The sequence below is a fragment of the Oxalobacteraceae bacterium OTU3CINTB1 genome (genome assembly GCA_024123955.1).
GTDB lineage: Bacteria > Pseudomonadota > Gammaproteobacteria > Burkholderiales > Burkholderiaceae_D > Rugamonas.
The window spans coordinates 3,911,937-3,924,946 of record CP099652.1; the positions used below are offsets into that span (position 1 = coordinate 3,911,937).

Genomic DNA, 13,010 nt, shown 5'->3' on the forward strand with positions numbered 1-13,010 from the left:
GTAAGGTTCGGCGGCCACACTGCATTCAAGCTGACGGAGTAATAACTATCGCGGCTAGTGAAGTTCAAATAATTACAGGAGACATATATGGCAACCCCAACAGGCACCGCAGACCTGCGCAATCCGCCCAAATCGACGGTGATCACGCCGGAAGAACGCAAGGTGATTTTCGCCTCGTCGCTGGGCACGGTCTTTGAATGGTACGATTTCTATTTGTACGGCGCGCTGGCGTCGATCATCGCCAAGCAGTTCTTCATCGGCGACCCCACCACCACCTTCATTTTCGCGCTGCTGGCCTTTGCCGCCGGCTTCATCGTGCGTCCGTTCGGCGCGCTCGTGTTCGGCCGCCTGGGCGACATGATCGGCCGTAAATACACCTTCCTGATCACCATCCTGATCATGGGCGCGTCGACCTTCATCGTCGGCCTGTTGCCCGGCTACGCGGCCATCGGCATTGCCGCGCCGATCATCCTGGTGGTCCTGCGCATCCTGCAGGGCCTGGCGCTGGGCGGCGAGTACGGCGGCGCGGCGACCTACGTCGCCGAGCACGCACCGAACGGCAAGCGCGGCTCCTTCACCGCCTGGATTCAAACCACCGCGACACTGGGCCTGTTCCTGTCGCTGCTGGTCATCCTGGGCACCCGCACCGCCGTCGGCGAGGAAGCGTTCAACGCCTGGGGCTGGCGCGTGCCGTTCCTGGTGTCGGTGTTGCTGCTGGGTGTTTCGGTGTGGATCCGCCTGTCGATGAACGAATCGCCGGCCTTCGCCAAAATGAAAGCCGAAGGCAAGACCTCGAAAGCGCCGCTGAGCGAAGCGTTCGGCCAGTGGAAAAACCTGAAAGTGGTGATCCTGGCGCTGGTCGGCCTGACCATGGGCCAGGCGGTGGTGTGGTACACCGGCCAGTTCTACGCGCTGTTCTTCATGACGCAAACCCTCAAGATCGACGGCGCCAGCGCCAACATCATGACCGCGATCTCGCTGGCCCTGGCCACGCCGTTCTTCATCTTCTTCGGCATGCTGTCGGACAAGATCGGTCGTAAATGGATCATCCTGGGCGGTTGCGTGATTGCCGCGGCCACCTACTTCCCGCTGTTCGGCGCGCTGACCCACTACGGCAACCCGGCGCTGGAGACCGCGTTGAAGAACTCGCCAGTGGTGGTCGTCGCCGATCCGGCATCGTGCCACTTCCAGTTCAACCCGACCGGCACCACCAAGTTCCCATCGTCGTGCGACATCGCCACCGGCATCCTGTCGAACGCGTCGGTCGCCTACACCAAGGAAGCGGCACCGGCCGGCAGTGTCGCCAAGATCAAGATCGGCGACAAGGAAGTGCCATCGTTCAACGCTGTCATGACGCCTGACAACCTGAACTTCGACGCCGACAGCAAGAAGACCGAAGCCGCGCTGAAGAAAGAGGTGGCTGCCGCGATCAAGGTCGCCGGCTATCCGGCCAAGGCCGACGAGTCGCAGATGAACAAGCCGATGATCGTTGCGATCCTGTTCATCCTGGTGCTGTATGTGACGATGGTGTACGGCCCGATCGCCGCGATGTTGGTTGAAATGTTCCCGACCCGCATCCGCTACACCTCGATGTCCCTGCCTTACCACATCGGCAACGGCTGGTTCGGCGGTCTGCTGCCGACGATCTCGTTCGCGCTGGTCGCGTTCAAGGGCGACATCTACTACGGCCTGTGGTATCCGATCGTCATCGCCCTGATCACCGCCGTGATCGGCGCGCTGTTCGTCCGCGAAACCAAGGACAACAACATCTACGCCAACGACTAATGCTGGCGCGCTGAGGCGCAAAGAGGCCGGGTTCCGCTAAGCGGACCCGGCCTTTTTTTTGTTTTAGGTCACGCCGAAAATCTTCTAAACCACGTAGGGCGGATTAGGCGGCACGCCGTAATCCGCCGTTTGTGAGCCGCCAACGGAGCACGCATTGGCGGATTACGCTTCGCTCTCAAGTCCTCCGGCAGGAGGACGCTCCTTCGATGGGCCCCCGGCGGATTGGCGGGCCTCGCCCGCAAATCCGCCCTACGTGGTTTAGTGCGGCTCAGGCGGGACAAAAAAAAGGCCGCCATCGCTGGCGGCCCCAAGGCTGAACCCACTTGTTATTATTTTGACTTGCGGCGGCGCGCGATGGCGCCCACCAGTGCCAGGCCGCCCAACATCATGGCGTAGGTTTCCGGCTCCGGCACCGGCGCGACGGTGCTGTTGGTGAATTCGACGCGCAGGCCGGTCGGGTTGCCGCTGTTTTGCGCCCAGTTGGTGACCACGAAGTCCAGTTTGTTGACGCCGTCGACGAAGCCGCCGTTCGAGGCGAAGTCGCTCCAGCCCATGAAGCCGCTGGCGCTGGAAATCTGCTGGTTATTCAGCAGCACCACTACCGAATTGTCGGCGGCCATGCGGGCGCTGAAGCCGGCGCTGCCGGCCTTGTAGCCGCTCAGGTCGAACGACAGCGAGTAGGTGTAGGTGCCGGCGCTCCAGGCGTCGAAACTTTGCGCCTGGTTGCTGGTCGGCGTGATCCACTTGGAGGTGCTGTCGTTGGTCATCCAAGGGCTGATCGGCCATTGGTTGTCGTAGGTGATGACCGGGACGGTGTTGGCGATCGCGGTGTCGCTGCTGGCCGCGCTCAAGGTGTAGTGCGCGTCGGCCGTGCCGTTGGCGCCGATGCCGGTGTTGAACAGACCGTTGATGTTGGCCGCCTGGGCGGTCGAGAATGCGCTGATGGCGAGTACTGCGAAGATGATGGTGCGTTTCATTTATGCCTCTAAATAGTGGATGGTTGGGTGGTAACGTGGGGCATCGATGGGGATGCCAAGCTGTTCACGCTGCGACTCGAACCGTTTTTTAGGGCTTCGATGAAATTGTGCTTTCGAGAATTATACTCAGCTTTTAAGTAAAATGCTCACAGGCTATTAAATTTTCCTTATTGCATGTGAGCATCTGACAACAACTGCGCGGTGATCAGCTATTGAAACCCTTGCCCTCGCCGGCCAGCCGAACCAGCAGCGGCGCCGGCTGCCACGCCTCGCCGTGGCGCCCTTGCGCATACTTGTTGATGGCCGCCAGCACGTTTGGCAGTCCCACGGTATCGGCGTAGAACATCGGCCCGCCACGGAACAGCGGGAAGCCGTAGCCGGTCAGATACACCATGTCGATGTCGGACGCGCGCAGGGCGATACCCTCCTCCAGGATATTCGCCGCCTCGTTGACCAGCGCATACACCAGCCGCTCGACGATTTCCTGGTCGCCGATCTTGCGGCGGGTGATGCCCAGCTCGGCCGAGTGGGCGACGATCATCGCGTCGACCTCGGCGTTCGGGTAGGCCTTGCGGTCGCCCGGCTTGTAGTCATACCAGCCGCCGCCGGTCTTCTGGCCGTAACGGCCCATCTCGCACAGCAGGTCGGCGGTCTTCGAGTAACTGATCTCCGGCTTCTCGACATAACGGCGCTTGCGGATGGCCCAGCCGATATCGTTGCCGGCCAGGTCGGCCATGCGGAACGGCCCCATGGCCCAGCCGAACTTCTCGGCGGCCTTGTCGACCTGCTCCGGCAAGGCGCCCTCCTCCAGCAGGAAGCCGGCCTGGCGGCTGTACTGCTCGATCATGCGGTTGCCGATGAAGCCGTCGCACACGCCGGAGACGACACCGGTTTTCTTGAGCTTTTTCGACAGCGCCAGCGCCGTCGCCAGCACGTCCTTGCCGGTCTGCGCGCCGCGCACGATCTCCAGCAGCTTCATCACGTTGGCCGGGCTGAAGAAGTGGGTGCCGACGACTTCCTGCGGCCGTTTGGTGAAGCCGGCGATCTGGTCGACATCCAGGGTCGAGGTGTTGGTGGCCAGGATCGCGCCCGGCTTCATCACCTCGTCGAGCCGGCGGAACACCGCCTCCTTGACGCCCATCTCCTCGAACACGGCTTCGACCACGATATCGGCCTCGGCGATGTCCTCGTAGGCCAGGGTGCCGCTGACCAGGGCCATGCGCTGGTCGAACTTCTCCTGCGTCAGCTTGCCCTTCTTCATCGTGCTTTCGTAATTCTTGCGGATGGTGGCCAGGCCCTTGTCCAGCGTCTCCTGTTTGGTCTCCAGCAGCTTGACCGGGATGCCGGCGTTGAGGAAGTTCATGGCGATGCCGCCGCCCATCATGCCGGCGCCGATCACGGCCGCCTGCTTGATCGCGCGCGTGGGCGTATCGGCCGGCACGTCCGGCACCTTGCTGGCGACCCGCTCGGCGAAGAAGGCGTGACGCAGCGCCTTCGATTCGGTGGTGCCGATCAGGTGCATGAAGCGCTCGCGCTCGAACTTCATGCCGTCGTCGAACTTCATCGTCACCGAAGCGGCCACCGTCTCCACGCACTCGAGCGGCGCCGGGAACGGACCGGCCATGGCCTTGACCGTGTTGCGCGAGAACTGCAGGAAGGCTTCGTGGTTCGGGTAGTCGACCTTGCGCTCGCGCACCTTCGGCAGCGGACGCGCGTCGGCGATCTTTTCGGCGAAGGCGATCGCCGAGGCCAGCAGGTCGGCATCGGCCGCGAACACCTCGTCGAACAAGGCGGTGCCGGCCAGCTTTTCGGACGCCACCGGCGTGCCCGAAACGATCATGTTGAGCGCCATCTCCAGGCCCAGCACGCGCGGCAGGCGCTGCGTGCCGCCGGCGCCCGGCAGCAGGCCGAGCTTGACCTCCGGCAGCGCGATCTGCGCGCCCGGCATGGCGACCCGGTAATGGCAGCCGAGCGACAGCTCCAGGCCGCCGCCCATGCAGACCGTGTGGATGGCGGCTACCACCGGCTTGGTCGCGCCTTCGGCGGTGGCGATCAGGGTGTGCAGGCTGGGCTCGGCGAGCGCCTTGGGCGAATTGAATTCCTTGATGTCGGCGCCGCCCGAGAACGCCTTGCCGGCGCCGGTGATGACGATCGCCTTGACCGCGTCGTCCGCCAGTGCTTGCTGGATGCCTTTGACGGCGGCGGTGCGGGTGGCCAGGCCCAGGCCGTTGACCGGCGGATTGTTGAGGGTGACAACGGCGACAGCGCCGTGGACGTGATATTCAGCGGTCATGTCTCTTCCTTATTGTTGTGTGAAACGGAACGAACCAACTATACCGCAAAAAAGAACGATCGTACCGGAAAATCGCGCCGGCGGGCGCCCGCTTTTGAATGCGGCGGCCACGCTTTTAAACGCGGAGAAACTGCCGCCCCGAGTGGAAAATATGTGACACGGCGCGACGCAAAACTAATGGCTCAGCTTGTCTTCCAACTTGATTAAGGGAAATAATATAAAGCCGCGCCGCCGATGCCATCAGCGCACAACATTATCTACCCATTATTATTACCTTATATATAGGATTTCTATGGATGCGCATACACAGGCGATTCAATCGGGCGATCAGGATTTGGCGGCGATTAATACCGCGCTGAACCGGGTACAGGCGTTGATCGAATTCGATCTCGAAGGCATTATCCTGCATGCCAACGAGAATTTCCTGGCCACCGTCGGCTACACGCTGGCCGAAGTCCAAGGCCGCCACCACGCCATGTTCTGCGACCCCGAGTATGTCAAAACGGCCGAGTACAAGGACTTCTGGGCGCGCCTCGGCCGCGGCGAATACGACCGCGGCGACTACAAGCGCATGGGCAAAGGCGGCCGCGAAGTGTGGATCACCGCGTCCTACAACCCCATCATCGACGCCAACGGCAAGGCCTACAAGATCATCAAGTTCGCCACCGTCATCACCGACACCAAGATCAAGAACGCCGAGTACGAGAGCAAGGTCGCCGCCATGTCCAAGGCGCAGGCGGTGATCGAATTCGACATGACCGGCCACGTGCTGTGCGCCAACGACAACTTCCTCAGCACGATGGGCTACACCATCGACGATATTCGCGGCGAGCATCACCGCATGTTCTGCGAACCGGAATATGCGACGGGGTCGGACTATAAACGTTTCTGGCAAAAACTCAATCGCGGCGAATTCGATGCCGGCCGTTATAAACGGATCGGCAATAATGGCAAAACAGTATGGATACAGGCTACTTATAATCCCATTCTCGATTTGAATGGCAAGCCCTATAAGGTGGTGAAGTTCGCCAGCGATATTACCGCGCAGGTGGACCTGGAGAATTCGGTCGCCGCGCAGGCGGCCTCCGACGGCGCCAAGATCAAGCGCTTGCTCGCGTCGGTCGAGCGCGCCGCCTCAGGCGACCTGACCAGCAACATCGCGGTCGAGGGCGACGAGCCGCTCGACCATCTGGCCGAAGGCATCAGCAAGATGATCGCCGACCTGCGCAAGGTCATCGGCGAGGTGGTGGCCTCGGCCAACGGCTTCGCCGACGCCTCGACCACCATCGCCGACCGTTCCGGCGGCGTGGCCAACGGCACCCAGGCGCTGGGCGCCACCGTCGAGGAGATGAACGCCTCGATCGACGGCCTGACCAATTCGATCGACATCATCGCCGGCAACACCTCCAACGCCGACACCTTGGCCAAGGACACCCAGCGCGAGGCCGAGGCCGGCGCCAAGGCGGTGGCCAAGTCAATCGAGGCGATGGACCTGATCAACCGCTCGTCGGAGGACATCGGCGAGATCGTCAAGGTTATCAGCGAGATCGCCAACCAGACCAATATGCTGGCCTTCAACGCCGCCATCGAGGCCGCCCGCGCCGGCGAGCACGGCCTGGGCTTCTCGGTGGTGGCCGACGAGGTGCGCAAGCTGGCCGAGCGCTCCTCGCAGGCGACCAAGGAAATCTCCAAGCTGATCAACGAATCGGTCAAGCGCGTCTCGGCCGGCAGCGAGATCTCGCGCCAGGCCAGCGACGCCTTCGACAAGATTGTCGCCGGCGTGGCCAAGACGACCATGGCCATCTCGGACATCTCCAAGGCCACCAACGAGCAGCTGCTCACGGCGCGCGAGGTGAGCACGGCGGTGCAATACATCGCCGAGGAGGCCGAGAAGACCGCTGCCGCCTGCGACAGCATCGCCCGCTCGACCGAGGGCTTGAACGAGCGCGCCGGCGACCTGAACAAAACCGTTTCCGGCTTCGTGGTCTAAGGCGCGCCAGTGGACAACAGCGCGGGCATCCAACCGGCGACCTTGTCGGCGCTGATCGCGCTGGTGCGCGAGCACACCGGCATCGCCATGAGCGACCGCAAAAGCGTGCTGCTGGAGCGGCGCCTGCGGCCGCGGATGCTGGCGCTCGACATCGGCAGCTACCAGGCGTACGTTCAAAAGGTACGCGACGACCACGCCGAGGTGCCGCACTTCATCGACCTGGTCACCACCAACGACACGCTGTTTTTCCGCACGCAGCACGTGTGGGACTACGTTGAAAGCGAATTCCTGCCGCGCTGGTGGCGCGAGCATCCGGGCCAGACGCTGACGGTGTGGTCGGCGGCGGCCAGCAGCGGCGAGGAGCTGTACTCGATCGCCATGCTGTGCGACCAGTTCGCGGCGCTGGCGCCGGGCTTCCGCTACCGGATACTGGGCACCGACATCTCGCGCCAGATCCTGGCGCAGGCACGCGCCGGCGACTACGCGGGGCGCTCGGTGGAGCGCCTGCTGGCCTCGCACCCGGATTGGGTCGCTAAATATTTCACGGCGCGCGCCGACGGCCTGCAAGTGGTCGACGCGCTCAAACGGCACGTCACGCTGGCCCAGCACAATCTGCTCAAGCCGCTGCGGCCGCCGTCGCCGTTCACGCACCAGAAGTTCGACCTCGTGTTCCTGCGTAACGTCCTGTTCTATTTCGACCAGGAACACCAACAGGTCGTACTCCAGCAAGTCCGCCACAGTATGGCGCCCCAAGCCAGGTTGATCCTGGGCGAATCCGAATCGATGACAGGCCTCGATACCGCCTGGCAGTTCGAGCGGCCGTTGATTTATACGCTGGGTAGCCAACCATGATCTCACTCCATTCCACCCTCGGCGGCGCCGCCGTCCTTCCAGCCTTGACCTGGGACGGTCCGGAGGACGCAGCCGGCCGCATCGCCGGTCCGTTCCGCCACGTTGGCATCGGCGAACTGAAAATCGGCGGCCGCACCGAACAACTCAAGGTCCTGCTGGGCTCCTGCGTCGGCATCGCCTTCCTGTGGAAAAAACGTGGCCGCTGCGGCCTGGCCCATTGCCTGCTGGCCGAGGCGGCCATGCCGCAAACCGAACCGGGCGCGCGCTACGTCAGCCATGCGGTGCCATCGCTGCTGCGCCTGATGGGCGCCACCACGGCCGACTACGCCGACATCGTGGTGGTGGTGGCCGGCGGCGGCATGATGCTCGACGCCTGCTCGTCGCGCTTCCAGATCGGCCAGCAAAACGCCGACGCCGCCCGCAAATATCTCAAACTGTACGGCCTGAACGTGCTGGACTGCCGCGTCGGCGGCAAGACCGGACGGACTCTGGCCGTCGATTGCGCCACCTGCAGTTACCAGATCGAAGACATCGCCCCCCAGTCCCGGGAACGCCACCATGCACATGCTTGAACAAAAAACGCCGGCCGCCGCCGGCCCGACCGAACTGTTCGGCTCCTTCGTGCTCGGCCCCGACGAATTCGCCCTGCCCGCGCTGTGCATCCGCGAAGTGGTCAATTTCCCCGACAAGATGACCGCGCTGCCGCTGTCGCCGCCGTTTTTGGAAGGCATCTTCACCTTGCGCGGCAGCGTGATCCCGGTGGTCAACCTGGGCCGCGTGTTCAACCCCGCCGCGCCGGCCGCCGAGCCGTCGCACAAGATCGCCATCCTCGATTACGACGGCGTGCTGGTGGGCCTCTTGTTCCACGCCACCGGCGAAATCCTGCGCGTGCGCCCGGAGCAGCGCAGCACGCTGAGCTACGCGTCCGGCGAAAGCCACGGCGTGGTGGCCGGCACCATCCTGCTCGAGGACGGCGCCCGGCTGCTGCAAGTGCTCGACCCGGCCGCGCTGGCGCGCATCGAAAACGTGCCGCAGGTGCTGGCGCTGCAAGGCGCGGGCCGCCAGGCGGCGCGCCGGCACCAGGGCGAGCGGCGCCAATGCGTCAGCTTCCGCGTCGGCAGCTCGTCGTTCGCGCTGGAGATGGGCGCGATCCAGGAAATCATCCGCGTGCCGGAGATCCAGGCCTCGGTGCTCAACAGCGCGCTGTGCCTGGGCCGCATCAACTTCCGTGGCAGCCCGGTGGCGGTGGTGTGCTTCCACACCTTGCTGACGCCTGGCGCCACCTCCTCGCCGCCGGCCGAGCGCGTGGTCCACCCGGACCAGCGGGTGGTGATCGCCCGCATCGACGACGCCACCATCGGCTTCCTGGTCGACTCGGTCGACAACATCGTCAACTTCTTCAGCGAGGAGATCATGCCGATCCCGATGCTCGGTAAGGCGCGCGCCGGCATGTTCGGCGGCTGCATCTCCAAGCCGGATCTGGGCGACATCATCCTGCTGGAGCACCGCCAGATCCTGTCGAGCGCCGAGATCGTGGCCATGCGCACCGGCCACGCCAACCTGTATCCGAAGGACGAGTCGGGTGCCGCAGCGAAGGAAGACGGCCACGCGCGCCGCAACCAGCGCCAGGTCTACATCACTTTCGCGCTGGAGAACACTTATGCGGTCGAGATCAAGCAAGTGCGCGAGATCATCGACTATTCCGACGCCGTCACCCACGCGCCCGGCATGCCGCCGTTCATGCGCGGCATGCTCAACCTGCGCCAGCAGATGATCAGCGTGATCGACCTGCGCAGCCTGTACCAGATGGCGCCTGCCCCGCAGACGGGCCAGGCCAAGATCCTGGTCATCGAGCGCGGCCAGGACCGCTACGGGCTGCTCGTCGACGCGGTCGAAAACATCATGACCGTCAACGACAACCGCCGCTTCACCGCGCCGAAGATGATGCGCAACAGCAGCGTCAACGACGGCCCGCGCGGCGAGATGGAGGAAGTGATCGACATCGAAGGCGAAGGCGACAGCCACAAGACGCTCAGCGTTTTCGAATGCGACCGCCTGCTACAGCGTCTGGCGCGCGAAATGCCCGCACTGGCGGCTTGATACGGCCTCGGGTACAGTAGCGGGGTGCCGGCGGCCGCCGGTTTTTTATCGAGGTTCATCATGTCCGCCGTTACTTCCCTTCGCGCCTTTGCGCTGCTCCCGCTCGGGCTGGTTGCCGCCAGCGCCTTCGCCCTCTCCCTGTCCGACCTCACCAACAAGGACGCCACCGGCGGCTTGAAGGCGGCGCTGGAGCAAGGCTCGAGCCTGGCGGTGGCCAAGCTCGGCGCCGAGAACGGTTTTTTGAATAATGAGAAGGTGCGTATCAAGCTGCCGAAGATCCTGGAACAAGCGCGTCCGCTGCTGCAAATGACCGGCAAGGCGCAAAAACTCGACGACCTGGTGGTACAGATGAACCATGCCGCCGAAGCGGCAGTGCCGATGGCCAAGCCGTTGTTGATGGATGCGGTCAAGTCGATGAGCGTGACCGATGCCAAGAATATCCTGACCGGCGGCGAGACGTCGGTGACCGATTTCTTCCGCGAGAAAACGTCGGCCAAGCTGGCGCTACAGTTCCTGCCGATCGTCAAAAAGGTCACTGACAGCTCCAAGCTGTCGACCCAATACAATTCCACGATGGCGATGGCGCCGACGATGGGGCTGGTGTCGGAAGACCAGCGGACGGTCGAGGGCTATGTGACCAAGCGCGCGCTGGATGGGCTCTACACGATGATTGGCGAGGAGGAGAAAGCTATTCGTGCCGATCCGCTGGGCGCTGGTAGCAAGCTGATTGGCAAGGTGTTTGGGGCGATTAAGTAATGCTGACAAGCGCAGCGCTGCTCTCGCACAACGTGCATGATCGCGCCCAGTCTGCCATATTTAAGTGCACGGGCCACGGTCCCTTTTTTCGTGACTTAGTCTATTTCGGTCTAAATCGCGCGTTTGCGGTCTAATTGAGTCCAAAAGAGGCAGTGGCGCCCGCTCGATTAGACTGGAATCGCCTTTGCGATGAAAGTTTTCAACCGAATTAGACTCCCCGCTGCCCGAATAGACAGCGTTAGACCGCAGCCATCACGGTTTTAGACTGCGTTACCATCAAGTCTACAGCATGCATCTATAGTTGCCTGCGCGGACCCAGTGATCGTTGCCCTGAAAACGCAGCCAAACGTGTATGCTGGATGTTTCAGCTGTCGCTTGTTTTCAAGTTAGGAGCCGTGGTGCAGATCTCATGTAAATGTCGGCGTCCACCATTTTATTTTACGGATTACGATACCGTCGAGAATGGTGAGGATGCACGCGGCGCAGAGGTCTCTCTGTCGACATGCAAACGGTGCGGCGCTGTGTGGCTGACGTATCTGATTGAAGAACCACAGTACAGCCGCTCCGGACGCTGGTGGCGCGTTCAGGTTGTCCCTGAGAGCATGGCTGAAGTTTCTGTTGCCAGCGCGCGAGCGTATATCGAGCGCCAGCCTCATGGATTCGCTGGCGGTAGTTTCTTTAATTCATCAGGCCACGCAATCGTGGGTCCTATTCATGTCGCGTAGCGATGACCTCAGCCTCGGTTTATGGAACTACATATTATTTACACCGAATCTGCGATGCTGGTGTCCAAGGAACGTTTCACTTCATGGCGTGAGATACAGTACCGCTACGCCGGCTTCAAGACCTCGCTCGGTCCTTGGGAGGATGAGGCGGTAATCGCGTATCTATCGGACGAGTACGCGGACTTGATGCCTGCTGCCTCCATCCAAGTCAATGTCTTATTGGGTTCTGAAGCAGCAGCTTGCGTACTCACTTTCCAATGAGCCCAATTTTTACGACAATTTATTCAATCAGGCAGCGCTGACAACGGCTGATATCATATGAGCCACTTACAAAATCTTTTACTTCAGGCGAAAGAAGGACTGCAGCCTTGGGAGCGCATTCCTGATGCGAAACTCCCGATCATCGTGGCGCAGTGCGGCGTTGCCGAGTTGGCCGAGATTCGTGCGCGCATCGACAATCTGAGAGAAGAGCTGGCGACTATCGAAGAGTGGGATGGGGACACGCAAGACGACATCCACCTGGCGATTGGTTTTTTCAGCAAGTTAGCTGACCTGGTTGAGAATGCCTTATGAAATACGTGTCACTGATTCAAAATGGCCGCGTGCATACGTCTGGTGAACAGGTCTCCCGGTTCGAGTTCACCAACGATGTCGACCTCGCATCGATGGTGGCGCGACTCATTGATGACGGCTTCGCGTTCGTTGATGAACCGGCTGGCTGGCCCCCGGCTGAACTGCTGCGAGAGCTCAATGAGAAAGGTATTCTCAATCGGTCTTTCAAAGCAGTCACCTGGACGGGCCCGGGGATGTTTCGTATCGAAGAAGTAGCGGCGCCTGTTGGAAAGAAGTACCGCATCGATTGAAGTGGCCGCGTGCAGTCGCGGATATGGTCGGTTGAAAATTTGTGTCCATAATCGAAATTTGTGGAAAAATGCGAATCCCATTGAGACCACGCCGCTTCCCAGCGGTGTGACGCCATCATTGATCAAATCGCCTCTGCACTCAAGACGGCGCTGAGCGGAAGCCTACTTTGGGAGCGTAAGCGTCAATCCTTATCGACATCGCGCTGATCGAAGGCGCGGCGAGCCTCCTCCACCGCCGCCAGATTGTCCATCGTCCACCCGTGCATCACCTTCATCGGCTGCAGCAACGTGCGTCCCAGCGGCGTGATCGCATACTCCACCGCGATCGGCGAGACGGGAATCACGTGGCGCGTCAGCAGTCCATTGCGCTCCAGTCTGCGCAGGCACTGCGTGAGCGCCTTTTGGGTAATGCCCTCCAGACGCCGTTTGACGGCATTGAAACGCACAGGACCATCCTCCAAGGTGATGAGCACCATCATCGACCACTTATCGGAAATCTGGTCGAACAGGGAGCGGCTCGGGCAGTCGGCCGAAAAACATTGAACAGCGGGTTTGAGCGGATTATGTGGCATGGGGGTTTCCTTGACTATACCTAGGCACCTCAAGGTACCTAATTGACTCTAAGTATAATTCATATACTATCTCAATTTCCACCACAATTGAGCTAAA

General features: G+C 61.7%; 12 protein-coding genes. 9 read left to right on the top strand and 3 right to left on the bottom strand.

All coding sequences use genetic code 11. The features are described 5' to 3' along the window. Positions 1–87 precede the first annotated feature (87 nt). A complete protein-coding gene (locus NHH73_16990) occupies positions 88–1,785 on the top strand; it encodes an MHS family MFS transporter (GenBank protein USX24323.1) in 1,698 nt (565 codons plus the stop codon). A gap of 329 nt (positions 1,786–2,114) precedes the next feature. Here NHH73_16990 and NHH73_16995 read toward each other — a convergent pair whose 3' ends face one another. Both NHH73_16995 and NHH73_17000 read right to left on the bottom strand, forming a co-directional pair. Beyond that, on the bottom strand, positions 2,115–2,762 hold the full coding sequence (locus NHH73_16995; GenBank protein USX24324.1) for a PEPxxWA-CTERM sorting domain-containing protein: 648 nt from the start codon (positions 2,760–2,762) through the stop codon (positions 2,115–2,117). 205 nt (positions 2,763–2,967) lie between these two features. Next, positions 2,968–5,055: a 3-hydroxyacyl-CoA dehydrogenase NAD-binding domain-containing protein gene (locus NHH73_17000; GenBank protein ID USX24325.1), complete on the bottom strand. Its 2,088-nt coding sequence runs from the start codon at positions 5,053–5,055 to the stop codon at positions 2,968–2,970. Positions 5,056–5,347: 292 nt separating this feature from the next. Here NHH73_17000 and NHH73_17005 point away from each other — a divergent pair, with 292 nt between their 5' ends. The 8 genes from NHH73_17005 (at position 5,348) to NHH73_17040 (ending at position 12,341) form a co-directional block, all read left to right on the top strand. Further along, on the top strand, positions 5,348–7,045 hold the full coding sequence (locus NHH73_17005) for a methyl-accepting chemotaxis protein (GenBank protein USX24326.1): 1,698 nt from the start codon (positions 5,348–5,350) through the stop codon (positions 7,043–7,045). A 9-nt stretch (positions 7,046–7,054) separates the two neighbouring features. Continuing rightward, positions 7,055–7,897 carry a protein-glutamate O-methyltransferase CheR gene (locus tag NHH73_17010; protein USX24327.1) on the top strand — a complete coding sequence of 281 codons (843 nt, stop codon included), beginning with the start codon at positions 7,055–7,057 and terminating at the stop codon, positions 7,895–7,897. Further along, the gene (locus NHH73_17015; GenBank protein USX24328.1) at positions 7,894–8,469 is read left to right on the top strand and encodes a chemotaxis protein CheD; all 576 of its coding nucleotides are present in this window, start codon (positions 7,894–7,896) and stop codon (positions 8,467–8,469) included. The genes NHH73_17010 and NHH73_17015 overlap by 4 nt, the downstream gene beginning before the upstream one ends. Then, positions 8,456–9,997 (top strand): chemotaxis protein CheW, encoded by a 1,542-nt coding sequence (locus tag NHH73_17020; GenBank protein ID USX24329.1) that lies wholly within the window; start codon positions 8,456–8,458, stop codon positions 9,995–9,997. The genes NHH73_17015 and NHH73_17020 overlap by 14 nt, the downstream gene beginning before the upstream one ends. Positions 9,998–10,057: 60 nt before the next feature. Next, positions 10,058–10,753 (top strand): DUF4197 domain-containing protein, encoded by a 696-nt coding sequence (locus NHH73_17025; GenBank protein USX24330.1) that lies wholly within the window; start codon positions 10,058–10,060, stop codon positions 10,751–10,753. A 746-nt stretch (positions 10,754–11,499) separates the two neighbouring features. Continuing rightward, a complete protein-coding gene (locus NHH73_17030) occupies positions 11,500–11,739 on the top strand; it encodes a hypothetical protein (protein ID USX24331.1) in 240 nt (79 codons plus the stop codon). Between the two features lie 57 nt (positions 11,740–11,796). Continuing rightward, positions 11,797–12,051 carry a hypothetical protein gene (locus NHH73_17035; protein ID USX24332.1) on the top strand — a complete coding sequence of 85 codons (255 nt, stop codon included), beginning with the start codon at positions 11,797–11,799 and terminating at the stop codon, positions 12,049–12,051. After that, positions 12,048–12,341 carry a hypothetical protein gene (locus NHH73_17040; GenBank protein ID USX24333.1) on the top strand — a complete coding sequence of 98 codons (294 nt, stop codon included), beginning with the start codon at positions 12,048–12,050 and terminating at the stop codon, positions 12,339–12,341. The genes NHH73_17035 and NHH73_17040 overlap by 4 nt, the downstream gene beginning before the upstream one ends. A gap of 182 nt (positions 12,342–12,523) precedes the next feature. On the opposite strand, the gene NHH73_17045 is transcribed toward NHH73_17040, so the two are convergent. After that, complete coding sequence (locus tag NHH73_17045; GenBank protein USX24334.1) at positions 12,524–12,913, bottom strand: helix-turn-helix transcriptional regulator; 390 nt, start codon at positions 12,911–12,913, stop codon at positions 12,524–12,526. Positions 12,914–13,010: the final 97 nt, after the last annotated feature.

Excerpts from the sequence above, each read along its gene's own strand:
- NHH73_16995 (USX24324.1), bottom strand. The coding sequence starts at position 2,762 with ATGAAACGCACCATCATCTTCGCAGTACTCGCCATCAGCGCATTCTCG.
- NHH73_17000 (USX24325.1), bottom strand. The coding sequence starts at position 5,055 with ATGACCGCTGAATATCACGTCCACGGCGCTGTCGCCGTTGTCACCCTC.
- NHH73_17030 (USX24331.1), top strand. The coding sequence starts at position 11,500 with ATGGAACTACATATTATTTACACCGAATCTGCGATGCTGGTGTCCAAG.
- NHH73_17005 (USX24326.1), top strand. The coding sequence starts at position 5,348 with ATGGATGCGCATACACAGGCGATTCAATCGGGCGATCAGGATTTGGCG.
- NHH73_17020 (USX24329.1), top strand. The coding sequence starts at position 8,456 with ATGCACATGCTTGAACAAAAAACGCCGGCCGCCGCCGGCCCGACCGAA.
- NHH73_17035 (USX24332.1), top strand. The coding sequence starts at position 11,797 with ATGAGCCACTTACAAAATCTTTTACTTCAGGCGAAAGAAGGACTGCAG.
- NHH73_17045 (USX24334.1), bottom strand. The coding sequence starts at position 12,913 with ATGCCACATAATCCGCTCAAACCCGCTGTTCAATGTTTTTCGGCCGAC.
- NHH73_16990 (USX24323.1), top strand. The coding sequence starts at position 88 with ATGGCAACCCCAACAGGCACCGCAGACCTGCGCAATCCGCCCAAATCG.
- NHH73_17025 (USX24330.1), top strand. The coding sequence starts at position 10,058 with ATGTCCGCCGTTACTTCCCTTCGCGCCTTTGCGCTGCTCCCGCTCGGG.
- NHH73_17040 (USX24333.1), top strand. The coding sequence starts at position 12,048 with ATGAAATACGTGTCACTGATTCAAAATGGCCGCGTGCATACGTCTGGT.
- NHH73_17015 (USX24328.1), top strand. The coding sequence starts at position 7,894 with ATGATCTCACTCCATTCCACCCTCGGCGGCGCCGCCGTCCTTCCAGCC.